Origin of the sequence: Enterobacter cloacae complex sp. 342H5 (assembly GCF_050030905.1) — a bacterium.
In the GTDB taxonomy this organism is placed as follows: domain Bacteria; phylum Pseudomonadota; class Gammaproteobacteria; order Enterobacterales; family Enterobacteriaceae; genus Enterobacter; species Enterobacter intestinihominis.
This window is the reverse complement of the sequence record NZ_JBLGVB010000001.1, coordinates 1,411,855-1,436,807: the sequence shown is the minus strand read 5'-3', so window position 1 is coordinate 1,436,807 and position 24,953 is coordinate 1,411,855. Positions and strand designations below refer to the sequence as shown.

The following is a 24,953-nucleotide window of genomic DNA, read 5'->3' as shown; positions in this document are numbered from 1 at the left end:
GCGGCGATCGCAGACAAAATCATAACCCTGGATTCACATGCATCTTACACTCTCGAACTATTTTCGCTATGGTTAGGGTTAAGCGTTGCTGCTGGCACAGTCACGGCAATATAATGAGAATTGTTATCATTCAAAATGCTTGAGGAGTAAGAAATGGCTAATACTAAGCTTGTCCTGGTGCGCCACGGCGAAAGCCAGTGGAACAACGAAAACCGCTTCACCGGTTGGTATGACGTTGATCTGTCCGAGAAAGGCGTGAGCGAAGCAAAAGCGGCAGGTAAACTGCTGAAAGAAGAAGGCTTCACCTTTGACTTTGCTTACACCTCTGTGCTGAAACGTGCCATCCATACCCTGTGGAACATCCTGGACGAGCTGGATCAGGCCTGGCTGCCGGTTGAGAAATCCTGGAAACTGAACGAGCGTCACTACGGGGCGCTGCAAGGTCTGAACAAAGCAGAAACCGCAGAAAAATACGGTGACGAGCAGGTTAAGCAGTGGCGTCGTGGTTTTGCGGTCACGCCTCCAGAGCTGAGCAAAGATGACGAGCGCTACCCGGGCCACGATCCGCGTTACGCGAAGCTGACTGAGGCTGAACTGCCGCAGACCGAAAGCCTGGCGCTGACCATCGACCGTGTTGTGCCTTACTGGAACGAAACCATTCTGCCACGCCTGAAAAGCGGCGAGCGCGTCATTATCGCTGCTCACGGTAACTCCCTGCGTGCGCTGGTGAAATACCTGGACAACATGGGTGAAGATGAAATCCTCGAGCTGAACATCCCTACCGGCGTGCCGCTGGTGTACGAGTTCGACGAAAACTTCAAGCCAGTTAAACATTACTACCTGGGTAACGCCGACGAAATCGCTGCAAAAGCGGCGGCCGTGGCGAACCAGGGTAAAGCGAAGTAATTTTCGCCGGACATAAAAAAAGCGTGGAGCAATCCACGCTTTTTTATTGCCCGCGATAAACTTAACCGCGACGCGCTTTTACCGCATCCGCCAGCTGACGCAGGATCGCATCGGTATCATCCCAGCCAATGCAGGCATCCGTCACGCTCTTACCGTAGACCAGCGGCTCGCTGCCCTCCAGATTCTGATTGCCTTCCACCAGATGGCTCTCAATCATCACCCCAATCACTGCGCGTTCACCGTTGGCGATTTGCTGACAAACGTCTGCACCAACTTCCATCTGCTTTTTGAACTGTTTGCTTGAGTTCGCATGGCTGAAATCGATCATGATCTGCGGCGCCAGTCCCGCTTTCTCCAGACCCGCCTTCACTTCCGCCACGTGTTTTGCGCTGTAGTTAGGCTCTTTACCGCCGCGCAGAATGATATGGCAATCGCCATTACCGCTGGTATTCACGATAGCCGAGTGGCCCCACTTAGTCACCGACAGGAAGCAGTGCGGCGCGCCAGCCGCATTGATGGCATCAATAGCGACTTTGATGGTGCCATCAGTGCCGTTTTTGAAACCCACCGGGCATGACAGGCCAGACGCCAGCTCACGGTGAACCTGCGATTCAGTCGTACGCGCACCAATAGCGCCCCAGCTCATCAGGTCAGCCAGATACTGCGGGGTGATCATATCGAGGAATTCTCCGGCAGCAGGCAGCCCGCTGTCGTTAATCTCCAGCAGCAGCTTACGCGCAATACGCAGGCCGTCGTTGATCTGGAAACTGTTGTCCATGTGCGGATCGTTGATCAACCCTTTCCAGCCCACGGTGGTACGCGGTTTTTCGAAATAAACGCGCATCACAATTTCCAGTTCGCCCTTCAGCTCTTCGCGCAGGGTGAGCAGACGTGACGCGTACTCTTTGGCCGCAGCAGGATCGTGAATGGAGCACGGTCCGATGACCACCAGAAGACGATCGTCGCTACCTTTCAGGATCTTGTGGATCGCCTTGCGGGCATGAGACACCGTGTTGGCGGCATTTTCGGTGGCGGGGAATTTTTCAAGGAGCGCTACGGGAGGTAATAACTCATTGATCTCTTTAATGCGTAAATCGTCGTTCTGATAATTCATCTTCTTTCCGGCTCTGCCATATCTTTAGTAATGAAAGCAATGCTTTCAATCTAACTTGTCGGTCACGAAGTGTAAACGGGCTTTTACACTTCGCGCAGATAATTCCTGGAATTCGCCTAAAATACGCAACAAAATAGCGAAAAATGAGATCTCGCCTAAGCTTTTTACTTGTAACGACTGTTTTTAAATATTTATACGCGATTCCATCCTGACATAATTCAGGAATCTGGGATCTTTCGCCACTGAACAAGATGCACTGTTGGAGAATGTTATCCAGCGTAACGATAAGAACAGGAGCACCATGATGAAAATGACGAAACTGACTACGCTTTTCCTGACGGCAACCCTTACCCTGGCAAGCGGTAGCGTACTGGCAGCCGATACAGGCTCCTCCGGCAGCAACGGCGACGCGAATGCCGCTGCCGAAGCGGGCCAGGTTGCGCCGGATGCAAAACAGAATATCGCGCCAAATAATGTTGATAACAGTAATATCAACACGGGCAATACCAACACCGGCGGTACGAATACCGGCACGATGAACCATGACGGTATGAGCACTGACGAAGTTCACAAAAACTCAATGTGTAAAGACGGGAAATGCCCGGACCCGAATGACAAAGTGGGCAGCGATGCCAATACCAAAACGGACGGTACTACCCAGTAATCTTCCGTAAGGTAAAAGAGGGAGAGCGAATGCTCTCCTTTTTATTTAAGCTCTTAAAAACGCTACACTAAAAATAATAATAAATCAGGAACGATACCATGGCGCACTCCCACTCCCATTCCCACTCCACTGGCGATGAAAATGCCAAACGGCTTCTGCTGGCTTTTGGCGTCACTGCTACCTTTATGATTATTGAGGTGACAGGCGGACTGATCTCCGGATCGCTGGCGCTGCTGGCCGATGCCGGGCATATGCTGACCGACGCTGCCGCGCTCCTGTTTGCTCTGCTGGCCGTGCAGTTTGCCCGTCGCCCTCCCAATGCCCGCCACACCTTTGGCTGGCTCAGACTGACCACACTTGCTGCGTTCGTGAATGCGATTGCACTGGTGGTTATTACCATTCTTATCGTCTGGGAGGCGTTTCAGCGCTTTCGTCATCCACAACCGGTAGCCGGAACGACGATGATGGTGATTGCTATTGCCGGGTTGGTCGCCAATATTCTGGCATTCTGGATATTGCACCGCGGCAGCAGCGAAAAAAATCTGAACGTACGGGCCGCGGCGCTTCACGTGCTGGGCGATCTGCTGGGTTCCGTAGGTGCCATCGTCGCCGCGCTGATCATTATGGGTACGGGCTGGACCCCCATCGACCCGATTCTTTCCGTGCTGGTATCGTGCCTTGTATTACGCAGTGCCTGGCGGCTGTTGAAAGAGAGCGTGAATGAACTGCTGGAAGGCGCTCCCACGTCGCTGGATATTGGCGAGCTAAAACGCAATCTGTGTCGTTCCATTCCTGAAGTCCGTAACGTTCACCACGTTCACGTCTGGCTGGTGGGTGAGAAACCGCTTATGACGCTGCACGTTCAGGTTATTCCGCCCCACGATCACGATGCGTTGCTTGAACGTATTCGGCACTTCCTTGAGCATCACTACGAAATTGCGCACTCCACCATCCAGATGGAGTATCAGCCCTGTAACGGGCCAGACTGTCACCTGAACGAGGCGCAGTCCGGCCACTCACACGAGCATCACCATTAGCGGGAAAGCGCGCGAGAGCCACGCTCACGCGCGCTGTTGATCCACATGCGGCTACCGTTCAGGGCAATGACGGTCAGCAGCATATACTCCAGCGACATGGCATAAACGCCCTGACGGGCAAAAATCACCACGCTAATCACGTTGATGACCACCCACAGCAGCCAGTTTTCAACGTATTTACGGGTCATCAGGATCATTGCGGCAATCGACAGCACCATCATGCAGGAATCCCAGAACGGGAAGGCATCAGGCTGAAGCTCAGGCATCGTCACGTTTAATCCCAGACCCGACATGACCGAGACCGCCACGCGCGTCAGGAAGGCAAATACCGGGTCAATAAAGACGGTCATAAAGCCGATTGCCACCACGCAGGCCGCGAGCCAGGCAATGGCTTTTGGCAACGGCAGCCAGCGGATTTGCAGCTCCGCCTCCTGCTGACTGTTTTGCCGCGACCAGGCGTACCAGCCATAGATATTGGCCGCGAAGAAGAACAGCTGCAGAAGCAGGCTGGCGTAGAGCTGGATCTGGAAGAAGATGATCGCAAACAGCGTGACGTTTATCAGCCCGAACGCATAGTTACTGATCTTCTCAAGGCTGGCCAGCCAGATACAGAGTAAACCGGCCAGCGTACCTACCGCTTCAATCCACGACAGGTCATAACCGCCCGCACCAATCGGGATATGAACCAGGATGTTCTGTGTGCTAAAAAAATCCATTTTTTCTCCGGGGCGTAATAAGTTAAGTACGTAGTGTAGCCGCAAAATCCAGCATACGGTTAAGCGGAATTAACGCGCCTTCGCGCAGGGCGGCGTCTACGTGGATCTCATGCGCTGCGCCACCGATCTCCAGCCCCTCCGCTATCGCCTTAAGTCCATTCATCGCCATCCACGGGCAGTGCGCGCAGCTTCGACAGGTCGCCCCTTCTCCGGCGGTTGGCGCTTCGAGCAGCTCTTTTTCTGGTACGGCCTGCTGCATTTTATAGAAGATACCGCGATCGGTCGCCACGATGAGCTGCTTGTGCGGCAGGGTTTTTGCCGCGTTTATCAACTGGCTGGTTGAGCCGACTGCGTCCGCCATCTCAACAATCGACTGCGGCGACTCCGGATGCACCAGAATTGCGGCCTGCGGGTATAAGCGTTTCATCCGGGTCAGTGCCTGGGTCTTAAACTCGTCGTGAACGATACAGGCGCCCTGCCAGCACAGTACATCCGCACCGGTCTGTTTTTGTACGTAGTTTCCCAGGTGACGATCGGGCGCCCAGATGATTTTCTCCCCCAGGCTGTCCAGATGTTCAATCAGCTCAACGGCAATACTGGACGTTACTACCCAGTCTGCCCGGGCTTTCACCGCCACAGACGTATTGGCATAGACCACCACGGTACGGTCAGGGTGGGCATCACAGAAGGCGGTGAACTCATCAATCGGGCAACCGAGGTCAAGAGAACATTCGGCATTCAGCGTAGGCATCAGAATCGTTTTTTCCGGGTTGAGGATTTTTGCCGTTTCACCCATAAAACGAACCCCCGCGACCAGCAGCGTGGAGGCTGAATGCTTAGCACCGAAACGCGCCATCTCCAGGGAGTCTGAGATACAGCCACCCGTCTCTTCCGCCAGCTGCTGAATTTCCGGGTCGGTGTAGTAATGCGCCACCATCACCGCATCACGCTCTTTAAGGAGGCGCTTGATTTTTTCACGATAGAACTGCTTCTCATCCCGGCTTAGCGGAGCTGGCTTCGGCGGGAAGGGATAGATTGCGGTTTCGGGATCAAACATCACACTCATTATGGCTTCTCGTTTTACTGGCTTAACAATATTGCCTTTGTTTTGCATGAGATAACAAAAATGAGGCAATGATGTTTTATATACTAAACAAGATAGCGGATTTGAGGAGGAATGTCATCGGGAATTGATGCCGGTAGCACTTGTCGGCTGGTGGCTTCGCCTTACCCGACCAACAAGGCACTGGCGAACGACAGATAGCAAAAAGGCGCCTTTAGGGCGCCTTTCTACACTGGTGGGTCGTGCAGGATGACTCGGCTTCGCCTCGCCCTTCGGGCCGTTGCTAAAGCAACGTTATCCTTCACGTGTAGTATCTGAGTAAGACATTAAAATTGGTGGGTCGTGCAGGATTCGAACCTGCGACCAATTGATTAAAAGTCAACTGCTCTACCAACTGAGCTAACGACCCCTTACGGGATGTACTTCAAATCTATTCAGGCTGGTGGGTCGTGCAGGATTCGAACCTGCGACCAATTGATTAAAAGTCAACTGCTCTACCAACTGAGCTAACGACCCATTCGGGTGTTGCCTGAATTATCACTCGGAACCAATAAAATTGGTGGGTCGTGCAGGATTCGAACCTGCGACCAATTGATTAAAAGTCAACTGCTCTACCAACTGAGCTAACGACCCGAGTGGTGGGTGATGACGGGCTCGAACCGCCGACCCCCTCCGTGTAAAGGAGATGCTCTACCAACTGAGCTAATCACCCACTCTGTACTGCCGGAACTGCTTTAAGTGGTGGGTCGTGCAGGATTCGAACCTGCGACCAATTGATTAAAAGTCAACTGCTCTACCAACTGAGCTAACGACCCACTTTTGCGCTGCTTTCACGTTGTTTGATATCCCGTGGCAACGGCGGCATATATTACTGATTTAAGAATTCTGCGCAACAAAAATTTCGATGAAGATCACTTAACTGCTTAGGAATCATGCTGCACGACCAGAAATAACGCGATTTCTGGTCATGCGATAATCAACCCATCGAACTCAAACGTTTTTGCGCTTGTTTGGCGCCGTCTGTACCCGGGAATTTCGCAACCACCTGCTGATAAACCGCTTTGGCTTTTGCAGTGTCGCCTTTGTCCTGCATGATCACGCCGACTTTATACATCGCATCAGGTGCTTTCGGTGATTTCGGGTAATTTTTCACCACAGAGGCAAAATAAAACGCCGCATCATCCTTTTTACCCTTGTTGTAATTCAACTGACCCAGCCAGTAGTTCGCATTTGGCTGGTAAGTAGAATCAGGGTACTTCTTAACGAAGTTCTGAAACGCAACGATAGCATCGTCCTGGCGCGATTTGTCCTGTACCAGGGCAATGGCCGCGTTATAGTCCGTATTCGCGTCACCGCTCTGTACAGGCGCACCTGACGACGCGGAGGCATCTGCCGCAGGTGCAGGCGTCGCCGCACCGCTTTGATCGCCTGCTGCTGGCTGTGCTGCTGCTCCGCCGCTGTTCAGGCTATCCATCTGCAACAAAATTTGCTTCTGGCGCTCCACAACCTGATTAAGCTGATACTGGCTCTCCTGAATCTGACCACGAAGGGAATCAATATCATTCTGGTTATCGGAAAGCTGCTGCTGGAGTTGAGTTAAAAGTTGGCTGTGAGCGTTAGAAATACGCTCGAGTTGTGTAACCCGGTCTTCTACCGAGCCTGAGCCGACACTACTGATTGGTGCCTGAGCAAAAGCGGCCCAGGGGGCCGCTATTCCAACCAGTAACGACAGACTCATCAGATGATGTCTGAAGTTACTGCTCATGCAATTCTCTTAGTAAACGAGTACGGCACGACGGTTTTTGGAGTAAGCCGCTTCGTCGTGACCCAGTACTGCTGGTTTTTCTTTACCGTAAGAAACGATGGAGATCTGGTCAGCAGAAACGCCTTTACCCTGCAAATACATTTTAACAGCGTTTGCACGACGTTCACCCAGGGAGATGTTGTACTCCGGAGTACCACGTTCGTCCGCGTGACCTTCTACGGTGACTTTGTAAGACGGGTTGCTACGCAGGAAGTTTGCGTGCGCATCCAGCATCGCAGCGAAGTCAGAACGGATGTCGTATTTATCCAGATCGAAGTAAACGATGTTGTTCTGCTGTAACTGCTGCATCTGAAGACGCGCTTGCTCTTCAGAAGACATATTGCCATTGCCGTTAGCGTCCATACCGGTGCCGGCACCCATCATGCCTTCGCCGCTCTGGTCATTGCTTGCGTTCTTGTTAGAAGAACACGCTGCGATTGCCATAACAGGCAGAGCGATCATCAGCCCCTTCAGCACTTTGTTCAGTTGCATTTCTAAGATTCCTTTAGTAATCAATTAATTATTATTACAGATACGGCGACCAGGCAGGTGATTTTACCTGTCCATCAGTTGCCGGAAGACGCGCTTTGAAACGCCCATCTGTAGAAACCAGATTCAGCACGGATCCCATCCCCTGAGAAGAGCTGTAGATTACCATGGTGCCGTTAGGTGCCAGACTTGGCGTTTCATCCAGGAACGTTGACGACAGTATTTGTACGCCTCCCGTTACCAGATCTTGTTTGGCAATGTGCTGCTGACCACCCGCAGTGCTGACCATTACCATTGTTTTACCATCGGCACTGACGTCAGCATCCTGGTTCTGAGAACCTTCCCAGGTAATACGCTGCGCTGCTCCGCCGTTGATATTCACTTTATAAACTTGTGGACGACCTGCCTGGTCGGACGTAAAGGCCAGATTCTGGCTGTCCGGGAACCAGGTTGGCTCAGTGTTATTGCTACGACCATCCGTGACCTGACGGATCTGACCAGAACCAATATCCATTACGTACAGGTTCAGGCTACCGGTTTTAGACAGGGCAAACGCCAGTTTGGTACCGTCCGGAGAGAACGCAGGTGCACCGTTGTGACGTGGGAATGACGCAACCTGACGAACAGCACCGTTAGAGAGCGTCTGGATGACCAGCGCGGAGCGGCCGCTTTCGAAGGTCACATACGCCAGCTTAGAGCCGTCCGGAGACCATGCCGGAGACATCAGCGGCTGCGGTGAACGGTGTACGGTGAACTGGTTGTAACCATCGTAGTCAGAGACGCGCAGCTCATAAGGGAACTGGCCGCCGTTGGTCTGTACCACGTACGCGATACGGGTACGGAACGCACCTTTAATACCGGTCAGCTTCTCAAACACTTCGTCACTCGCCGTATGGCCAGCGTAGCGCAGCCACTGCTTGTTCACTTTATACGTGTTCTGAGCCAGAACGGTACCCGGCGCACCGCCGGTATCAACCAGCTGATAAGCGACGTTATAGCCGCCGTCTGGTGCAGGCGTAACCTGACCGACAACTACCGCATCAATACCCAGCGCAGACCATGCTGCAGGTTGAACTTCCTGCGCAGTACCCGGCTGCTGAGGCAGACGAGAACGATCTAAGGGGTTAAATTTACCGCTGTTACGCAGGTCAGCGGCAACGATGCCGCCAATATCTTCAGGCGCAGCGCCCGGGCCTGCCCACTGGAACGGAACGACACCAATCGGACGCGCCGAGTCCACCCCCTGGGTGATCTCGATACGTACTTCTGCGTGCAGTACAGCTGCCCACAGCATTAAAAAACTAACTGCTACACGTAATGCCTGCTTCATCATATCTCCCTTATCTGGGTAACCTTACCCACGATAATTTAGCAGAATGTTAACAAACCCAAATAGACAAAACTACTTATCCTGTTTACGACCATAGACTGTTTTTCATACTTCCGTTAGAAGAGTTGATTACAGCTTAAAGTCCAGTTTGGCATCTTTTATCCTTTCATAAACAGCCTCGCTAGGCGGTTTAGGAATGTTCGCCGATCTGGCTGCGGCCAGCGCAGCCTGACAGAGCGCAGGATCGCCCCCTTCAGACGTCACGCTTTTCAACCTGCCGTCTGGCGCAAGATTGATGTGCAGTACGCATTGCTTGCCCTGATACAGGCCTGCATCAAAGAGTCGGCTCTGAATCGCAACCTGGATCTGTTTGGCATAAGCACTGATATCTGCACCTGTTGCCCCACCGTTGGCTCCGGAGGTACCGCTGTCTTTTGACGGCTGTCCATTTCCTTTCGCCCCACCGCCCGTTTTCGGTGCATTCTTACCGGAACTCAGGTCGCCAAGCAGGTCATCAACACCGGCAGCAGCGGCTGCTTTTTCAGCGGCAGCGGCCTTTTTAGCCGCAGCTTTTTCCGCAGCGGCTTTCTTATCGGCAGCGGCTTTCTCAGCTGCAGCTTTTTTATCAGCAGCGGCTTTTTCCGCAGCGGCGGCTTTTTCTGCCGCAGCTTTCTCAGCGGCGGCCGCTTTTTTCGCAGCATCAGCAGCCGCTTTCTTCTCGGCTTCCTGCGCAGCTTTTTTAGCGGCTTCCGCTTCGGCTTTCTTCTGTGCGTCGGCAGCAGCTTTTTTCGCCGCTTCCGCTTCTGCTTTCTTCTTCGCATCAGCAGCCGCTTTCTTCGCCGCCTCGGCTTCCGCTTTCTGCTGAGCATCAGCAGCCGCTTTCTTCGCCGCTTCTGCGGCTAACTTAGCCTGAGCATCTGCCTGCGCCTTCGCATCTGCTGCGGCCTTGGCTGCCGCCTCTTCCGCTTGCTTCTGCTGTTCCTGAGCTTTCTTCGCGGCGGCTTCAGCCTGTTTCTGCTGCTCCGCCTGCTCTTTCGCCGCTTCCTGTGCCTGCAAACGCTCTTTCTCAAGCTGCTTCAGACGCTCCTGCTCGGCGGCCTGCTTTTCACGTAGCTCTTCCGCCTGCTGTTGCGCCTGTTTTTCACGCTGTTCTTCCGCACGTTTTGCACTCGCCTGCTGCTGTTGCTGGCGATTATAGTTCTGCACTACCGCACCGGGATCCACCATGACGGCGTCGATGGACGAGCCCCCACCGCCGCCTGATGCATCAAGGTGCTCATCGAACGAACTCCAGATCAGCGCTGCAAAAAGAATCACGTGCAGCACTGCGGAGACGATTATCGCTCGCTTAAGCTTGTCGTTCTGTTCGGTTGCCTTTGACACTATCGGTTCCCAAAAACTACGCAGATGATCAAATAGGCTGAGTCATTAAGCCAACTGACTTAACGCCCGCGCTATGTAGCAAGTTCAGCGCTTTGATAATTTCATCATATGGTACGTCTTTCGCACCACCGATTAAGAAGACCGTCTTCGGATTTGACTCCAGGCGTCGTTGCGCTTCAGCAATAACCTGCTCTGGGGGGAGCTGATCCATACGATCCTTCTCGACCACCACGCTGTACTGCCCTACGCCGGAAACCTCAATGATGACCGGAGGATCGTCATTGGTGCTTACCGCCTGTGATTCTGTCGCATCCGGCAGATCAACTTCTACGCTCTGGGTGATGATGGGGGCTGTCGCCATAAAGATCAGCAGCAGCACCAGCAGCACGTCCAGTAACGGAACGATATTGATTTCGGACTTGAGCTCGCGACGACCTCGTCCACGCGATCTGGCCATGGTTTACCCCTTGTTGCTCTCGGTGCTGGTAAACGCCTGACGATGCAGAATCGCGGTGAACTCTTCCATAAAGTTGTCGTAGTTCAGTTCCAGTTTATTCACGCGCTGGTTCAGACGGTTGTACGCCATTACCGCCGGAATTGCCGCGAACAGACCGATTGCGGTCGCGATCAGTGCTTCTGCGATACCCGGTGCCACCATCTGCAAGGTTGCCTGCTTCACCGCCCCCAGGGCGATAAAGGCGTGCATGATCCCCCACACCGTACCAAACAGGCCGATATACGGGCTGATGGAGCCAACGGTACCGAGGAAAGGAATATGCGTTTCAAGATTTTCCAGTTCGCGATTCATGGAAATGCGCATCGCACGCGACGCACCTTCTACCACGGCTTCCGGCGCATGGTTGTTAGCACGGTGTAAGCGAGCGAACTCTTTGAAACCGCTATAAAAAATTTGTTCGGAGCCTGAAAGGTTATCACGGCGTCCCTGGCTTTCCTGATAGAGACGAGAAAGCTCTATACCCGACCAGAACTTATCTTCAAACGCTTCGGCTTCGCGGCCAGCGGCATTGAGGATACGCGTTCTCTGGATGATGATGGCCCAGGATGCGATTGAAAAACCAATCAAAATCAACATGATAAGTTTAACCAGAAGGCTTGCCTTCAGGAACAAATCAAGGATATTCATGTCAGTCACTGCTTAAACTCCGCGACAATAGACTTAGGAAGCGCACGAGGCTTCATTATGGTTGGATCAACACAGACAATCAGGACTTCAGCTGAGTTCAGTACCGTGTTCTCTGCATTGACTATCCGCTGCGTGAAAACCAGTGAAGTTCCGCGCATTGATGTAATTTCTGTTTGGACTTCGAGCATATCGTCGAGTCTGGCAGGCGCAAAATACTCAAGCGTCATCTTGCGTACCACGAAGGCAACTCGCTCAGCCAACAGCACCTGTTGACTAAAGTGATGATGGCGCAGCATCTCTGTGCGTGCCCGTTCATAAAAAGCAACGTAGCTGGCGTGGTAGACCACACCACCGGCATCGGTATCTTCGTAATAGACACGTACCGGCCATCGAAACAGCGTTGTATTCACTTTACATCCCGGTAATACAAGAAAAGTTGGAGCTTTCAAACTTCGCTACTATACGCGCGGGAATGATGGTTTGGAATGGGGGAAAGTAAACGGAGAGTAAATTTTTATGGGCTCGGGTAAGCCCATATCATTAACGGACATTTCTTATTCAGAAGAAGAAGAAAATCAAACCGGCGAGAAGAACCAGATCGGCAATCAGCGGGCAGAAGATGCCCTGCCAGTGAAGCGCTTTCGGACGAAAGCCGACACCGTGAATCACACCTGCACACACCGCCCACATAATCAAGAAGCCGTGCCAGATCTCAAGCTCGCTGGTTTTAGCCGCGAAGCGCGACGGGTCCCAGAAGATACAGCCCGCCAGCAGTAATGCCATAATGAGGGAAAGCGCCCGCAGGGGGCGCTTGTCCATTACCGCATATAACGTTGCGATAATATTCATTAGTGCTTATCTTCACCTGCTTTAGACGCTTCTACATGCTCAAGCGCCAGGGCAGTGATGACACCAAATGCACAGGCAAGAAGCGTCCCTAAAATCCATGCGAAATACCACATATTCAGCTCCTTACTTAATACATAGAGTGGGTGTTGCTTTCGATATGTTCTTTAGTGATGCGACCGAACATTTTCCAGTAACACCAGGCGGTGTAGAGCAGGATAATCGGCACGAACACGCAAGCAACGTACGTCATCAGGTTCAACGTCAACTGGCTGGACGTTGCATCCCACATGGTCAGGCTAGCATTCATCATGGTGCTGGATGGCATCACGAATGGGAACATAGCAATACCTGCCGTCAGGATAATGCACGCCAGCGTCAGGGAAGAGAACACGAACGCCATAGCGCCTTTCTCCAGACGAGACATTAACACTGTCAGCAGTGGCAGCAGCACACCCAGAGCAGGGATCGCCCACAGTGCAGGCATATTGTTGAAGTTCACCAGCCATGCGCCAGCCTGACGCGCCACCTCTTTGGTCAGCGGGTTAGACGGTGCGGTATGGTTAATGGCGGAGGTCACCACGTAGCCATCAATACCGTACACGACCCACACGCCTGCCAGCGCGAAGCAGACCAGCGTCACCAGCGCCGCCACCTGAGCGGTCGCACGGGAACGCAGGTGCAGTTCACCCACGGTACGCATCTGGAGATAGGTTGCGCCCTGGGTGATGATCATCGCCACGCTCACCACGCCAGCCAGCAGACCAAACGGATTCAGCAGCTGGAAGAAGTTACCGGTGTAGAACAGACGCATATATTCGTCGACGTGGAACGGTACGCCCTGTAACAGGTTACCGAACGCCACACCAATGACCAGCGGTGGAACGAAGCTACCAATGAAGATGCCCCAGTCCCACATGTTACGCCAGCGGGTGTCTTCAATCTTGGAGCGGTAGTCAAAACCTACCGGACGGAAGAATAAAGAGGCCAGCACCAGAATCATCGCCACATAGAAGCCGGAGAACGCAGCCGCGTAAACCATCGGCCAGGCAGCGAACAGCGCGCCGCCTGCGGTGATCAGCCACACCTGGTTACCGTCCCAGTGCGGGGCGATGGAGTTGATCATGATTCGACGCTCGGTGTCATTACGACCGAGGAAACGGGTGAGCATGCCCACGCCCATATCGAAACCATCGGTGACCGCAAAACCAATCAGCAGAACGCCGATCAACAGCCACCAGATAAAACGCAATACTTCATAATCGATCATTTGATGACTCCTGTCTTAGCGTGCCGGCTGAGTAGTCGTAACAGACTGCTCGTAGTGGTAGCGACCGGTTTTCAGGCTGCTTGGGCCAAGGCGCGCGAACTTGAACATCAGGAACAGTTCAGCCACCAGGAACAGGGTGTACAGACCGCAAATCAGCAGCATGGAGAAGATCAGGTCGCCTGCGGTCAGGGAGGAGTTCGCTACCGCTGTTGGCAGCACCTCACCGATCGCCCATGGCTGACGGCCATATTCCGCAACAAACCAGCCGGACTCGATAGCAATCCATGGCAGTGGGATACCGTACAGCGCGGTGCGCAGCAGCCATTTTTTCTCACCGATACGGTTACGAATGACTGACCAGAACGAGGCCGCGATGATCAGCAGCATGATAATGCCGCAACCCACCATGATGCGGAACGCGAAGTACAGCGGCGCAACGCGTGGAATAGAGTCTTTGGTTGCCATCTGAATCTGCGCTTCCGTCGCGTCGGAGACGTTCGGGGTATAGCGTTTCAGCAGCAGACCGTAACCGAGGTCTTTCTTCACGTCGTTAAATTGATCGCGAACGGCCTGGTCGGTAGAACCGGCGCGCAGCTGTTCCAGCAGCGAGTAGGCTTTCATCCCGTTACGGATACGCTCTTCATGCTGCACCATCAGATCTTTCAGGCCAGTCACCTGTTTGTCGACGGAGCGCGTGGCGATAATACCCAGAGCGTAAGGAATTTGAATGGCGAAGCGGTTTTCCTGCGCGTCCTGGTCAGGCACGCCGAACAGGGTAAACGCTGCCGGTGCCGGCTGGGTTTCCCATTCAGCTTCAATTGCGGCGAGTTTGGTTTTCTGCACGTCACCCATTTCGTAACCGGATTCATCACCCAGAACAATAACGGACAGAATCGCGGCCATACCGAAGCTTGCTGCGATAGCGAAAGAACGCTTGGCGAACGCGAAGTCACGGCCGCGCAGCATATAGTAGGAGCTGATGCCCAGCACGAACATCGCGCCGCACACATAGCCAGACGCCACGGTGTGCACGAATTTAACCTGGGCAACCGGGTTCAGGACTAGCTCAGCGAAGCTGACCATCTCCATACGCATGGTTTCGAAGTTGAAATCAGATGCGATTGGGTTTTGCATCCAGCCGTTCGCCACCAGGATCCACAGTGCGGACAAGTTGGAGCCTAATGCCACCAGCCAGGTTACCGCCATATGCTGGACTTTACCCAGACGGTCCCAACCGAAGAAGAACAGACCTACAAAGGTGGATTCGAGGAAGAAGGCCATCAGACCTTCAATGGCCAGCGGCGCACCGAAAATATCCCCTACATAGTGGGAATAGTAAGACCAGTTTGTCCCGAACTGGAACTCCATGGTCAGACCGGTTGCCACGCCCAGCGCAAAGTTGATACCAAACAACTTGCCCCAGAACTTGGTCATATCTTTATAAATCTGTTTGCCGGAGAGGACGTAAACCGTTTCCATGATGGCCAGCAGGAACGCCATACCGAGCGTCAGCGGCACAAAAAGGAAATGGTACATCGCGGTCAAGGCAAACTGTAAGCGCGACAGTTCGACTACGTCTAACATTATGACTCCTTGCTCATCGCATGAAGACTCCGAGAGTGAACCCCGTTAGATAAGGATCCACACGCATGCCCCAATACAAAGTTATCTGCTTCCCTTCTTCGTTGCTTATTCTCTACAGGAGGAAAAAGCAATGATGAAAGGTTACAAATACGTTAAGAAAAAACCAAATTGATCCCGTAAATATAATACGCTGCAAAACCCTTACAATAAACAGGTTTTTATTCGAACAGATTTACGTTTTTCGACGGCGATCAATTTATAGCAAAATTACCACTTTTCGGCCATTTTGATCGGGAACAATTTAACGCCTTTTGGAGCCTTTTTCCAAGGATTAAACATTGATTTAAATCAAAAACAGCCGGTACTGTTAATGATGTTTCTTTGTGACATGGATAGTAAAAACCTTGTTAATAACATGTATATTTAAAGGCATTAATGGTTATAAAAGCCAGAAGATAATATAAACAGTTGTGATTTTTATTAACGCGTGTGAAAAAAGACCTTTTTGCAGGGAGAGAAACATATAATGTTATCCGCTTCACAGTATTTTTCTTTCGCTTTACTACCCGCCTAAAAGATTACATTTCATTCACCTTCGCTAATCTTAAAATTAACACCCTTTGGTGACTATTTGATGAAATAAAGGCCGCAGGGGATGCGGCCTTGATATTGTTCTTGAGATTACCTTTCAATTTTTATGCTGAAGGTCCGTGACTGGCCTGGCCTGAAAGACCCCGTAATGGCTGAGCCCTCCTCCCCTTGCGCTTTGCACACCTCATTCATGTCCGTTTCGCAACAGGCCTGGACCTCACGGTTCACAGACAAAGCCACGTCACAGGAGCGGGTCTCCGAAGGGTTGTACAGACGAAGAATCATCTCGTCACGATCCTCCGCTTTTTTCAGCGCACTGAGTACACATCCGTTAGGCGCCAGCGTTAGCAGGCTATAGCTACAGGGTGTGGTGAAAGAGGCACGGTTAAGCTTCATCGCATCCCACGGAATTTTGTTATAACAGTGCACTGGCGTTAACCACGACTTCGCCTGCTGCGCAACGCCAGCACTGACGGGCGTACCATTAAAACTGAACAGGCTAAAGCGACAGGTTAACTGGCCCCGCATCTGCGAATCAGGCACCGGCATTTTGATCCCGGACGGTCTGCCAGGGCGCAGAAGTAAGTCTTCCTTCCCAAGCAACCCGACGCCGCGAAGCAACGTCAGGGCAAACGTGTTTTGACGCTCACCTGTTACTTCAAATTCGCGCAACCCTTCGGTAAATAGCGCCATCCCGTTACGCCGTTCCTGGAGCACCGCGTAGTTGAGCAGATTCCACACCGGCAGCGGCGCTTCCTTCCATCCCTCCTCCTGCCAGTTTGCCATCGCTTCATCCTGTACAGGGCGCGTCAGCGAACCAAACTGGGTATCGGCTAAGACCGTCTCTGTGGTGAATGGTGTCGGGATCAGCACCCGCACACGGTGGTCATCCGCGTGATTTCCGAGACGTGCCTTGACGTCGATACGTCGGCTGTTATGGCTGAGCGTGACCGTGAGTTCTGCCTCAAGCGTTCCCGTCTGCTGACGCGCAGAACGTTCAGCGAGATCCGCTGGCACTGCCATTCGATGGCGGATCACCGCCCTGCTCTGCCAGGCCTCGTGGATCACCTCAACCTCATGTTCGCCCTGCGCGGAAGACAGTCTCCACTCTTCCCGTGAAGGCGAGTAGTCGTACTCATCGCCGTCATCCGAGCTCTCTTCAATTTCCAGCGCGCGGTCATAGATAAGCCCGGACGCTTTATCGAGCAGACGCAAAGTACCGTCCTCGTTTAACGTTACTTCCCAGAAAGCATTTTCCAGTAACGCCTCCGGCGATTTATCTGGCGTCTGCAGTTTGCCGGCCACGTGCGGCTCGATATAGAGCGTGCGGTAACCCATAGATGGCAGGATCTGGTTGAGCTGGATGTCAAACTCCATGAAGGGATCGTAGTTGCCGTAATGTACTATCTGCCGGTCAATCAGCCCGGGGTCTATCTCACGCGCGCTGCGGAGATAATAAGGGATTTCATTTCCCTTTTCGTCCAACAGGCGGAACTGGCTGGCGCGCAGACGTATCGTGGTGTTGATCACTTCCTCACGCGGCCAGGGCGTGAGGTTAAACATCACCAGTTTGTCTTCCTCGCTCTGCGGCATGTTGTCGACAATCTTGCGCATATAGAAGCACGTCAGGTTATCGGCCATGTCTTCCGCCAGCTCAAAGCGTGACATCACCTCGCGATGCACTTTATCGCTGCAGCAGCAGCCGATACTGTCGTGGGCGTGATTCTTGAGGATCTCTTTCCACATTTTTTCCAGCAAGCCGTGGTGATAGTCAAAGCCCAGCGTCCAGGCAAGCGTAGCCAACGGCTCGAGGACGTTGACGATTTTATTCTCTATCCGGGCGTGGGCGATTTTGATGTCCATCCGCGTGGAGCCGATCGTCCGGTGCACCCGCATATATTTACCGTCAATAAATTCCCCTTTCAGCGTCGCCAGTTCATCGCGGTGCGCATCGATATGGTCAAACACCTCCTCGAAGCGGCTCATCACAAACTGACGCTGCGGATAGATTTTGCGCAGCTTATCCATCACCGCAAATATGTTCTGCTGGAGCGGCATCTGATCATGGCCGTTAGGCAGCAAAATTTCTTTCGTCACGGAGGCTTTTTCGAGCACCTCGAAGTAGTTGTCGAGCCGTTTGCGCAGTCCGGCTTCATCCTCCGGTAAGTACTTACCAATCGCGTAGCCCAGCGGCAGCACCTGTGCCGTCACTTCGCTGCCGTCCTGGCTTTGCCAGAGAAATTCGGTTTTATCGGTACCGTGCCGCTCGGAACAGCCGCGCCAGAACATGGTGCGCGTGATGCCAAAACCGTTGTAAATGTGTGGCAGCTGGGAAGACATGCCGAAGGAGTCCGGCAGATAGCCAATTTTCATCGGCTCGCCAAAGGCCAGACAGTCGCGCATGCCGTACATCAGATTGCGCACAATCGACTCGCCGGAGACAAGGGTGGTGTCCGTCTGGGTATACCACGGCCCGATAATCAGCTTCCCGGCCGCCACCAGCGCCTTCACGCGTGGCCTGTTTTCCGGTTTCACGGCAAAATAATCTTCCAGCACCGCCGTCTGGCCGTCGAGAACGTAGTATTTATACTCTGCGTCCTGCTCAAGACGGGTGAGGATCTCTTCCATATTATTGACCAGAAGAATACGTGACGCTTCGGTGGTGAAGTACCACTCCCGGTCCCAGTGCATATGTGGCGTGATATGAACGCGAGATACAGCTTTCATCTTCGTTTCCTGTCAGTGCGTGTTTAGGATGGTATGTCTTCAGTCGCGTAGGTACCGCTCTTCACGGCCTGGCGTCGCCAGAGCAGTAAAATGAGCGTTGAGATTGCGGCGCCCACCAGCGCGGCGCCAAACCAGCCGGCAGCGGCTATCACGCCGCCCAGCCCGGCATCATGCAGTAAGAAGAGAGAGAAAATGCCCGCGCCCGGGGTGGAGAGCCCAATACCCATCGCTCCGACAATCGCTCCGGTCGCCATTGACCCCAGAACAAATGAGCCGATGACTCGCAACGGATCCTCGATAGCCATCGGAATTGCCCCTTCGGTGATGCCCGCCAGCCCCAGCAGCCAGGTGGATTTGCCGGTCTCAATTTCGAACTGTTTAAACAGATTCGGAGCCAGCATCGTTGATGCCGTCACGGTAAAGGCCGAAACCATTTTGACGGAGGCGAAGATCGCATAAGGCCCGTATACGCCGTTGGCCATCGCGCCCAGACAGAACGCGTAAGAGGCTTTGTTGACCGGACCGCCCAGATCGAACGAGCACATAAAGCCCAGGATTGCCCCCAGCAGCAGCGCGTTCGCGCCGGAGAGACCATTAAGCCAGGCGGTCAGGGCGTTATTGATCCAGGCCACCGGTTCGCCGATCACAAACAGCATCAGGCTGCCTGCACCCAGTACGCCAATCACCGGATAGAGATAAAAAGTCAGAAAGCCGTTGTAGCGGCTACTCAGCCGGATGTGGTTTTTCACCCAGCGCATCAGGTAGCCCGCAATCAGCCCGCCGACGATGGCCCCCAGAAAGCCGGAGCCGATCATATTGGCGGCAAGACCCGCCGCAAAGCCCGGCGTAAGCGCAGGTTTATCCGCCAGCGAGTAAGCGGTATAGGCCGCCAGAACAGGGACCATCAGAATGCCGAGCATCCCACCGCCCAGTTTGCGGTACATCCACAGCCACGAGTTTTCCTGATCGAACAGGTGCTGCAAGCCCAGGATTTGCGCCAGCAGTACCGACACGGCCAGCACCGTGCCGCCAGCGACAATCAGCGGCACCGCAAAGGAGATACCGCTGAGCAGCGCTTGCTTGAGTTCGGTTTTAACGGACTTTTTCGCGTCCGAGTCGACATGCGCAGGACGCGCATCGGATACAGGCTGTAGCGCCAGCGCACGCTCAATGAGCGCTTCCGCATGGCGCAAGGGTTCCGCGACGGGCACGGAAATGGCGGGGATCCCCTGAAAACGCTCACGCTCTTTGATCGCCACTTCCGCCGCGAAGATACACGCTTTTGCCTCCTGCAAATGCTGCGCGGTGATGCGCCCCTCAATACCGTTTGCCCCCTGCTTTTCGACCACTACATTGACGCCGAGCTTACGTCCCGCTTTTTCGAGATATTCCGCTGCCATGTAGGTATGGGCGATCCCGGCCGGACAGGCGGTAACGCAGACGATCGTCGGGGCATTCTCTGCGACGGCGGTTTCTTGCGCCTCAGGCGCCGTTTCCAGCGCAGCAAGCACCGCTTCCGCGCTGGTCGCCGTCATCACGTGCGCCCTGAGATCGTCATCCGCCAGGCGGGACGTCAGTTCCGTCAGCACCTGAATATGCGTTGATCCCGCTTGTGCGGGAGGAATGGCGAGCAAAAAAATCAGCTCGACCTCCTCCGGTCCGTCCACGCCTTCCCAGGCCAGCGGCTCGCGCAGTGTTGCCACGGCAAAAGCCGCTTCCTTTACTGCCGCTGATTTACCATGGGGTACGGCCAGCCCCTCGCCCAGCGCCGTCGGGCCAAGCGATTCGCGATGGAAAACCTCTGCCAGAAACGTATCGGCGTCGGCTATTTTGCCCAACGCTACCAGCCGCGTCGCAAGCTGACGGATTGCCTCATCACGGCTGGTAAACTGCGCCTGCACGCAGACAGCACGGGGGTCGGTCAGAGTCGTCAGGTTCATAAGATCCTCACCTATCCAAAGTTATTGTCTGGGGAGGATTGTGGCAGACTGGATAATACATTTATGTGATCATTTTCACTAACAATGATATTTGTATTTAATTTGTATTATTTACAAATCAGTCACTGAAGGCATAATTCCCCTAAAAAGGTATTAAAAAGGCGTAACACAATGGGCAATAAACCGATGTACCGGCAGATCGCCGATGCGTTCCGCGAGAAGATTAACGCCGGGGAATTAAAACCCGGAGACGCGCTGCCGACGGAATCCAGCCTTCAGGAGGCATTTAACGTTAGCCGTGTCACCGTGCGGCAGGCTTTGAAGCTGCTCGCCGACGAGCAGATCATCGAAAGCATTCAGGGCAGCGGCTCGTATGTAAAAGAGGAGCGGGTGAATTACGATATTTATCAGCTTACCGGCTTTTACGAAAAACTGGCGGATCGCAACGTTGATACGCACAGCGACGTCAGCGTCTTCGAAGTGGTGAAAGCCGATGAGCGGCTCGCGGCAAAACTGGCGCTCAATCCGGATGATAAGGTCTGGCACGTCAAGCGCGTACGCTTCATCAGGGAAAAGCCGGTGAATCTGGAAGAGACATGGATGCCGCTGGCGATGTTCCCCGACCTCACCTGGGAAGTAATGGAACAGTCGAAATACCATTACATTGAGCAGATCAAAAAGCTGGTTATCGATCGCAGCGAGCAGGAGCTGGTGCCCATCATGCCATCGGACGAGGCGATTGCCGCCCTGGCGCTCGATCCGGCAAAACCAATTCTTGAAAAAGTTTCCCGCGGCTTCCTGAAAGACGGCCGGGTATTTGAATACAGTCGCAACGTGTTTAATACCGACGACTATAAATTCACTCTGGTGGCTAAACGCAGGAAATAAAAAAAGGCCGCTTTACAGCGGCCAACCATGTCGAAACGGACATTTTTTTATACTTCAACGCGCCCCATTCGGGGAGCAGAGAGGACTTACTTAATGATGGATTTCAGTGCTTCACCGATATCCGCCAGGCTGCGAACGGTTTTCACGCCTGCGGCTTCCAGTGCTGCGAATTTCTCATCAGCCGTACCTTTACCGCCAGCGATAATCGCACCCGCGTGACCCATACGTTTGCCTTTCGGCGCGGTCACACCCGCGATGTAACCCACCACCGGCTTGGTCACATGATCTTTGATGTAAGCAGCCGCTTCTTCTTCCGCGCTACCACCGATCTCACCGATCATCACGATCGCTTCGGTCTGTGGATCTTCCTGGAACAGCTTCAGGATGTCGATGAAGTTAGAGCCTGGGATCGGGTCACCGCCGATGCCCACGCAGGTGGACTGGCCGAAGCCGTAATCGGTGGTCTGCTTAACTGCTTCATAGGTCAGGGTACCGGAACGGGACACGATGCCCACTTTGCCCGGTTTGTGAATGTGGCCCGGCATGATGCCGATTTTGCATTCGCCTGGGGTGATAACGCCTGGGCAGTTCGGGCCGATCATGCGCACGCCTGCTTCGTCCAGCTTCACCTTCACGGTCAGCATATCCAGCGTCGGGATGCCTTCGGTGATGGTGATGATCAGCTTAATGCCTGCGTCGATCGCTTCCAGAATAGAGTCTTTGCAGAACGGCGCTGGAACGTAGATCACGGTCGCGGTTGCGCCCGTCGCTTCTACTGCTTCACGCACGGTGTTGAACACCGGCAGGCCCAGGTGCGTGGTGCCGCCTTTACCTGGCGTTACGCCGCCAACCATCTGCGTACCGTAGGCAATCGCCTGTTCGGAGTGGAAAGTCCCCTGGCTACCGGTGAAGCCCTGGCAGATAACCTTGGTATCTTTATTAATTAAAACGGACATTATTTCCCCTCCACTGCGGCAACAACCTGCTGAGCTGCATCCGTCAGACTTTTCGCTGCAATAATATTCAGGCCGCTGTCAGCCAGTTTTTTTGCGCCGAGTTCAGCGTTATTCCCTTCCAGACGTACAACAACCGGAACGTTAACGCCCACTTCTCCTACCGCGCCGATGATACCGTCGGCGATCAGGTCGCAACGTACGATACCGCCGAAGATGTTCACCAGAACCGCTTTTACGTTGCTGTCAGAGAGAATGATTTTGAACGCTTCGGTTACGCGCTCTTTGGTTGCGCCACCGCCCACGTCGAGGAAGTTCGCTGGCTCACCGCCGTGCAGCTTAACGATGTCCATGGTGCCCATTGCCAGGCCCGCACCGTTAACCATGCAGCCGATGTTGCCATCCAGCGCCACGTAGTTCAGCTCCCACTGGGCAGCCTGCGCTTCACGCGGATCTTCCTGAGACTGGTCGCGCATTTCGCGCAGATCCGCCTGGCGGAACAGCGCGTTGCCGTCAGCGCCCAGCTTGCCGTCGAGGCAGATCAGGTCGCCCTGGGTGGTGATCACCAGCGGGTTGATCTCGATCAGCGCCAGATCGCGCTCCAGAAAGATGGTCGCCAGCCCCATGAAGATCTTGGTGAACTGCTGAACCAGCTTGCCTTCCAGACCCAGTTTGAACGCCAGCTCACGTCCCTGGTAAGGCATTGGGCCCGCCAGCGGATCGATTGCCACTTTGTGGATCAGGTGCGGGGTCTCTTCCGCCACTTTTTCGATTTCCACGCCGCCTTCGGTAGATGCCATGAACACCACGCGACGGGAGCTACGGTCTACGACTGCGCCGAGGTACAGTTCTTTCGCGATGTCGGTTGCCGCTTCAACCAGGATCTGGTTGACCGGCTGGCCATTCGCATCTGTCTGGTAGGTTACCAGACGCTTGCCGAGCCAATGTTCAGCAAACGCACGGATCTCTTCTTTGCTCTTAACAACCTTCACACCGCCCGCTTTACCACGGCCACCAGCGTGAACCTGACATTTAACTACCCACGGGCCGGAACCGATTTTAGATGCGGCTTCTTCTGCTTCACGCGGGGTAGTACAGGCATAACCCACCGGAGCCGGTAAGCCTGACCTGGCAAACAGCTGTTTGGCCTGATATTCATGTAAGTTCATGTGTTCTATCCATCCTTCAGGGTAATCGTTATCTTCAAACCTGTAGACCGGCGCTACGCTTATCCGGCCTACAGGGCAGGTGATGCTAAATAGTTACTAAACGTCCAGCAGCAGACGCGTTGGATCTTCCAGCAGCTCTTTAATGGCAACCAGGAAGCCTACGGACTCGCGGCCGTCGATCAGGCGGTGATCGTATGAGAGCGCCAGGTACATCATCGGCAGGATCTCAACTTTACCGTCTACCGCCATTGGACGATCTTTAATGGCGTGCATACCCAGGATCGCGCTCTGCGGCGGGTTGATGATCGGGGTAGACATCAGCGAGCCGAACACGCCACCGTTGGTAATGGTGAAGTTACCGCCAGTCAGGTCTTCAACGGTCAGCTTGCCGTCGCGGCCTTTCACGGCCAGCTCTTTGATTTTCTTCTCAATGTCAGCCATACCCAGGGTGTCCACATCACGCAGAACCGGGGTGACCAGGCCGCGTGGGGTAGAAACCGCCATGCTGACGTCGAAGTAGTTGTGGTAAACCACGTCATCGCCATCGATAGACGCGTTCACTTCCGGGTAGCGTTTCAGCGCTTCAACTACCGCTTTCACGTAGAAGGACATGAAGCCCAGACGGATACCGTGACGTTTTTCAAACGCGTCACCGTACTGCTTGCGCAGGTCCATGATTGGCTTCATGTTGACTTCGTTGAAGGTGGTCAGCATCGCGGTGGAGTTTTTCGCTTCCAGCAGACGCTCGGCCACGCGCTTGCGCAGGCGGGTCATCGGCACGCGTTTTTCGCTACGTGCACCCAGAGCTGGCTGTGCCGCTGGTGCTGCCGCAGGGGCTTTCGCTTCCGCTTTCGCCTCTGAAGGCGCTTTTGCCAGATGCTTGTCGATATCTTCGCGAGTCAGACGGCCACCCACGCCGGTACCTTTGATGGCTGCCGGATCGAGGCTGTGCTCAGCCAGCAGGCGACGGATCGCCGGGCTGAGCGCGTCATTGGTTTGCTCTTCCAGAGACGCCTGCTGGCGCTGGGCTGGGGTAGACGCTTTCTCTTCAGATTTCGCGCTGGACTCTTTGCCCGCGCTGTTGCCTTCACGCAGGCGACCCAGGATCTGGCGAGAAGTCACGGTCGTACCTTCGTCTTCCAGGACTGCATCCAGAATGCCATCCGCTGAAGCCGGTACTTCCAGTACCACTTTGTCAGTTTCGATTTCTACCAGCACTTCGTCACGGGTTACCGCGTCGCCTGGTTTTTTGTGCCAGGTGGCGACGGTTGCATCTGCTACGGACTCAGGCAGGTCGGGAACAAGAATATCTACGCTACTCATTATGTATCCTTT

Annotated in this window: 23 protein-coding genes and 5 tRNA genes; 4 read left to right on the top strand and 24 right to left on the bottom strand. The window is 53.9% G+C overall.

Going from position 1 to position 24,953, the window contains the following annotated elements; all coding sequences use genetic code 11:
- Window positions 1-153: 153 nt before the first annotated feature.
- Window positions 154-906, top strand: a complete 753-nt coding sequence (gene gpmA / locus ACQG03_RS06960; protein ID WP_003858562.1) for a 2,3-diphosphoglycerate-dependent phosphoglycerate mutase — start codon at window positions 154-156, stop codon at window positions 904-906.
- 61 nt (window positions 907-967) lie between these two features.
- Here the strand turns inward: gpmA and aroG are convergent, their stop codons facing one another.
- Window positions 968-2,020 carry a 3-deoxy-7-phosphoheptulonate synthase AroG gene (gene aroG, locus ACQG03_RS06955; RefSeq protein ID WP_022647478.1) on the bottom strand — a complete coding sequence of 351 codons (1,053 nt, stop codon included), beginning with the start codon at window positions 2,018-2,020 and terminating at the stop codon, window positions 968-970.
- A gap of 304 nt (window positions 2,021-2,324) precedes the next feature.
- Between aroG and ACQG03_RS06950 the strand changes: the two genes are divergently transcribed.
- Together ACQG03_RS06950 and zitB are read left to right on the top strand one after the other, a co-directional pair.
- Entirely contained in the window at window positions 2,325-2,684 is a 360-nt protein-coding gene (locus ACQG03_RS06950; protein WP_022647477.1) for a protein YbgS, read from the top strand.
- 98 nt (window positions 2,685-2,782) lie between these two features.
- On the top strand, window positions 2,783-3,721 hold the full coding sequence (zitB, locus tag ACQG03_RS06945; protein ID WP_022647476.1) for a CDF family zinc transporter ZitB: 939 nt from the start codon (window positions 2,783-2,785) through the stop codon (window positions 3,719-3,721).
- Here zitB and pnuC read toward each other — a convergent pair.
- The 20 genes from pnuC to mngA form a co-directional block, all read right to left on the bottom strand.
- Window positions 3,718-4,437 carry a nicotinamide riboside transporter PnuC gene (gene pnuC, locus ACQG03_RS06940; RefSeq protein WP_022647475.1) on the bottom strand — a complete coding sequence of 240 codons (720 nt, stop codon included), beginning with the start codon at window positions 4,435-4,437 and terminating at the stop codon, window positions 3,718-3,720. The two genes, zitB and pnuC, sit on opposite strands and share 4 nt — an antisense overlap.
- A gap of 22 nt (window positions 4,438-4,459) precedes the next feature.
- Entirely contained in the window at window positions 4,460-5,503 is a 1,044-nt protein-coding gene (gene nadA, locus ACQG03_RS06935) for a quinolinate synthase NadA (protein WP_063163809.1), read from the bottom strand.
- A 330-nt stretch (window positions 5,504-5,833) separates the two neighbouring features.
- Window positions 5,834-5,909: transfer RNA gene (locus tag ACQG03_RS06930), tRNA-Lys, on the bottom strand.
- Window positions 5,910-5,940: 31 nt separating this feature from the next.
- Window positions 5,941-6,016 (bottom strand) — tRNA-Lys (locus ACQG03_RS06925).
- Window positions 6,017-6,057: 41 nt separating this feature from the next.
- A tRNA-Lys gene (locus ACQG03_RS06920) sits at window positions 6,058-6,133 on the bottom strand.
- A gap of 3 nt (window positions 6,134-6,136) precedes the next feature.
- Window positions 6,137-6,212: transfer RNA gene (locus tag ACQG03_RS06915), tRNA-Val, on the bottom strand.
- 27 nt (window positions 6,213-6,239) lie between these two features.
- A tRNA-Lys gene (locus ACQG03_RS06910) sits at window positions 6,240-6,315 on the bottom strand.
- 161 nt (window positions 6,316-6,476) lie between these two features.
- Window positions 6,477-7,265, bottom strand: coding sequence for a cell division protein CpoB (cpoB, locus tag ACQG03_RS06905; RefSeq protein WP_003858574.1), 789 nt, complete (start codon window positions 7,263-7,265; stop codon window positions 6,477-6,479).
- Between the two features lie 9 nt (window positions 7,266-7,274).
- On the bottom strand, window positions 7,275-7,796 hold the full coding sequence (gene pal, locus ACQG03_RS06900; protein ID WP_003858578.1) for a peptidoglycan-associated lipoprotein Pal: 522 nt from the start codon (window positions 7,794-7,796) through the stop codon (window positions 7,275-7,277).
- Window positions 7,797-7,830: 34 nt separating this feature from the next.
- Complete coding sequence (tolB, locus tag ACQG03_RS06895; RefSeq protein WP_023305712.1) at window positions 7,831-9,123, bottom strand: Tol-Pal system beta propeller repeat protein TolB; 1,293 nt, start codon at window positions 9,121-9,123, stop codon at window positions 7,831-7,833.
- Between the two features lie 129 nt (window positions 9,124-9,252).
- Complete coding sequence (gene tolA, locus ACQG03_RS06890; RefSeq protein WP_063163808.1) at window positions 9,253-10,506, bottom strand: cell envelope integrity protein TolA; 1,254 nt, start codon at window positions 10,504-10,506, stop codon at window positions 9,253-9,255.
- Window positions 10,507-10,534: 28 nt separating this feature from the next.
- Window positions 10,535-10,963: a colicin uptake protein TolR gene (gene tolR / locus ACQG03_RS06885; protein WP_003858589.1), complete on the bottom strand. Its 429-nt coding sequence runs from the start codon at window positions 10,961-10,963 to the stop codon at window positions 10,535-10,537.
- Between the two features lie 3 nt (window positions 10,964-10,966).
- Window positions 10,967-11,659: a Tol-Pal system protein TolQ gene (tolQ, locus tag ACQG03_RS06880; protein ID WP_022647470.1), complete on the bottom strand. Its 693-nt coding sequence runs from the start codon at window positions 11,657-11,659 to the stop codon at window positions 10,967-10,969.
- Window positions 11,656-12,060 carry a tol-pal system-associated acyl-CoA thioesterase gene (gene ybgC / locus ACQG03_RS06875; RefSeq protein ID WP_003858593.1) on the bottom strand — a complete coding sequence of 135 codons (405 nt, stop codon included), beginning with the start codon at window positions 12,058-12,060 and terminating at the stop codon, window positions 11,656-11,658. Before ybgC ends, tolQ begins: the two co-directional genes overlap by 4 nt.
- A gap of 148 nt (window positions 12,061-12,208) precedes the next feature.
- Window positions 12,209-12,499 (bottom strand): cyd operon protein YbgE, encoded by a 291-nt coding sequence (gene ybgE, locus ACQG03_RS06870; RefSeq protein WP_003858596.1) that lies wholly within the window; start codon window positions 12,497-12,499, stop codon window positions 12,209-12,211.
- Window positions 12,499-12,612: a cytochrome bd-I oxidase subunit CydX gene (gene cydX / locus ACQG03_RS06865; RefSeq protein WP_014169181.1), complete on the bottom strand. Its 114-nt coding sequence runs from the start codon at window positions 12,610-12,612 to the stop codon at window positions 12,499-12,501. The genes ybgE and cydX overlap by 1 nt, the downstream gene beginning before the upstream one ends.
- Window positions 12,613-12,626: 14 nt before the next feature.
- Window positions 12,627-13,766 (bottom strand): cytochrome d ubiquinol oxidase subunit II, encoded by a 1,140-nt coding sequence (cydB, locus tag ACQG03_RS06860; protein WP_022647469.1) that lies wholly within the window; start codon window positions 13,764-13,766, stop codon window positions 12,627-12,629.
- A gap of 15 nt (window positions 13,767-13,781) precedes the next feature.
- Window positions 13,782-15,350, bottom strand: a complete 1,569-nt coding sequence (cydA, locus tag ACQG03_RS06855; protein ID WP_023299615.1) for a cytochrome ubiquinol oxidase subunit I — start codon at window positions 15,348-15,350, stop codon at window positions 13,782-13,784.
- 681 nt (window positions 15,351-16,031) lie between these two features.
- The gene (gene mngB / locus ACQG03_RS06850; RefSeq protein WP_063163807.1) at window positions 16,032-18,668 is read right to left on the bottom strand and encodes a mannosylglycerate hydrolase; all 2,637 of its coding nucleotides are present in this window, start codon (window positions 18,666-18,668) and stop codon (window positions 16,032-16,034) included.
- A 23-nt stretch (window positions 18,669-18,691) separates the two neighbouring features.
- Window positions 18,692-20,608: a PTS 2-O-a-mannosyl-D-glycerate transporter subunit IIABC gene (mngA, locus tag ACQG03_RS06845; protein ID WP_063163806.1), complete on the bottom strand. Its 1,917-nt coding sequence runs from the start codon at window positions 20,606-20,608 to the stop codon at window positions 18,692-18,694.
- Window positions 20,609-20,779: 171 nt separating this feature from the next.
- On the opposite strand from mngA, the gene ACQG03_RS06840 reads away from it, so the two are divergent.
- Window positions 20,780-21,496: a GntR family transcriptional regulator gene (locus ACQG03_RS06840; protein ID WP_063163805.1), complete on the top strand. Its 717-nt coding sequence runs from the start codon at window positions 20,780-20,782 to the stop codon at window positions 21,494-21,496.
- An 86-nt stretch (window positions 21,497-21,582) separates the two neighbouring features.
- On the opposite strand, the gene sucD is transcribed toward ACQG03_RS06840, so the two are convergent.
- From sucD to odhB, 3 genes are all read right to left on the bottom strand, one after another.
- On the bottom strand, window positions 21,583-22,452 hold the full coding sequence (sucD, locus tag ACQG03_RS06835; protein WP_006809578.1) for a succinate--CoA ligase subunit alpha: 870 nt from the start codon (window positions 22,450-22,452) through the stop codon (window positions 21,583-21,585).
- Complete coding sequence (gene sucC / locus ACQG03_RS06830; RefSeq protein WP_022647464.1) at window positions 22,452-23,618, bottom strand: ADP-forming succinate--CoA ligase subunit beta; 1,167 nt, start codon at window positions 23,616-23,618, stop codon at window positions 22,452-22,454. The genes sucD and sucC overlap by 1 nt, the downstream gene beginning before the upstream one ends.
- A gap of 96 nt (window positions 23,619-23,714) precedes the next feature.
- Complete coding sequence (odhB, locus tag ACQG03_RS06825; protein WP_023299612.1) at window positions 23,715-24,941, bottom strand: 2-oxoglutarate dehydrogenase complex dihydrolipoyllysine-residue succinyltransferase; 1,227 nt, start codon at window positions 24,939-24,941, stop codon at window positions 23,715-23,717.
- Window positions 24,942-24,953: the final 12 nt, after the last annotated feature.

Bases quoted from the DNA above. Each gene is read 5' to 3' on its own strand.
- ACQG03_RS06950 (WP_022647477.1), top strand. From the start codon at position 2,325: ATGAAAATGACGAAACTGACTACGCTTTTCCTGACGGCAACCCTTACC.
- cydB (WP_022647469.1), bottom strand. From the start codon at position 13,766: ATGATCGATTATGAAGTATTGCGTTTTATCTGGTGGCTGTTGATCGGC.
- nadA (WP_063163809.1), bottom strand. From the start codon at position 5,503: ATGAGTGTGATGTTTGATCCCGAAACCGCAATCTATCCCTTCCCGCCG.
- sucC (WP_022647464.1), bottom strand. From the start codon at position 23,618: ATGAACTTACATGAATATCAGGCCAAACAGCTGTTTGCCAGGTCAGGC.
- ACQG03_RS06840 (WP_063163805.1), top strand. From the start codon at position 20,780: ATGGGCAATAAACCGATGTACCGGCAGATCGCCGATGCGTTCCGCGAG.
- mngB (WP_063163807.1), bottom strand. From the start codon at position 18,668: ATGAAAGCTGTATCTCGCGTTCATATCACGCCACATATGCACTGGGAC.
- sucD (WP_006809578.1), bottom strand. From the start codon at position 22,452: ATGTCCGTTTTAATTAATAAAGATACCAAGGTTATCTGCCAGGGCTTC.
- ybgE (WP_003858596.1), bottom strand. From the start codon at position 12,499: ATGAATATTATCGCAACGTTATATGCGGTAATGGACAAGCGCCCCCTG.
- tolR (WP_003858589.1), bottom strand. From the start codon at position 10,963: ATGGCCAGATCGCGTGGACGAGGTCGTCGCGAGCTCAAGTCCGAAATC.
- cydX (WP_014169181.1), bottom strand. From the start codon at position 12,612: ATGTGGTATTTCGCATGGATTTTAGGGACGCTTCTTGCCTGTGCATTT.
- mngA (WP_063163806.1), bottom strand. From the start codon at position 20,608: ATGAACCTGACGACTCTGACCGACCCCCGTGCTGTCTGCGTGCAGGCG.
- tolB (WP_023305712.1), bottom strand. From the start codon at position 9,123: ATGAAGCAGGCATTACGTGTAGCAGTTAGTTTTTTAATGCTGTGGGCA.
- pnuC (WP_022647475.1), bottom strand. From the start codon at position 4,437: ATGGATTTTTTTAGCACACAGAACATCCTGGTTCATATCCCGATTGGT.
- gpmA (WP_003858562.1), top strand. From the start codon at position 154: ATGGCTAATACTAAGCTTGTCCTGGTGCGCCACGGCGAAAGCCAGTGG.
- cpoB (WP_003858574.1), bottom strand. From the start codon at position 7,265: ATGAGCAGTAACTTCAGACATCATCTGATGAGTCTGTCGTTACTGGTT.
- pal (WP_003858578.1), bottom strand. From the start codon at position 7,796: ATGCAACTGAACAAAGTGCTGAAGGGGCTGATGATCGCTCTGCCTGTT.
- aroG (WP_022647478.1), bottom strand. From the start codon at position 2,020: ATGAATTATCAGAACGACGATTTACGCATTAAAGAGATCAATGAGTTA.
- cydA (WP_023299615.1), bottom strand. From the start codon at position 15,350: ATGTTAGACGTAGTCGAACTGTCGCGCTTACAGTTTGCCTTGACCGCG.
- zitB (WP_022647476.1), top strand. From the start codon at position 2,783: ATGGCGCACTCCCACTCCCATTCCCACTCCACTGGCGATGAAAATGCC.
- odhB (WP_023299612.1), bottom strand. From the start codon at position 24,941: ATGAGTAGCGTAGATATTCTTGTTCCCGACCTGCCTGAGTCCGTAGCA.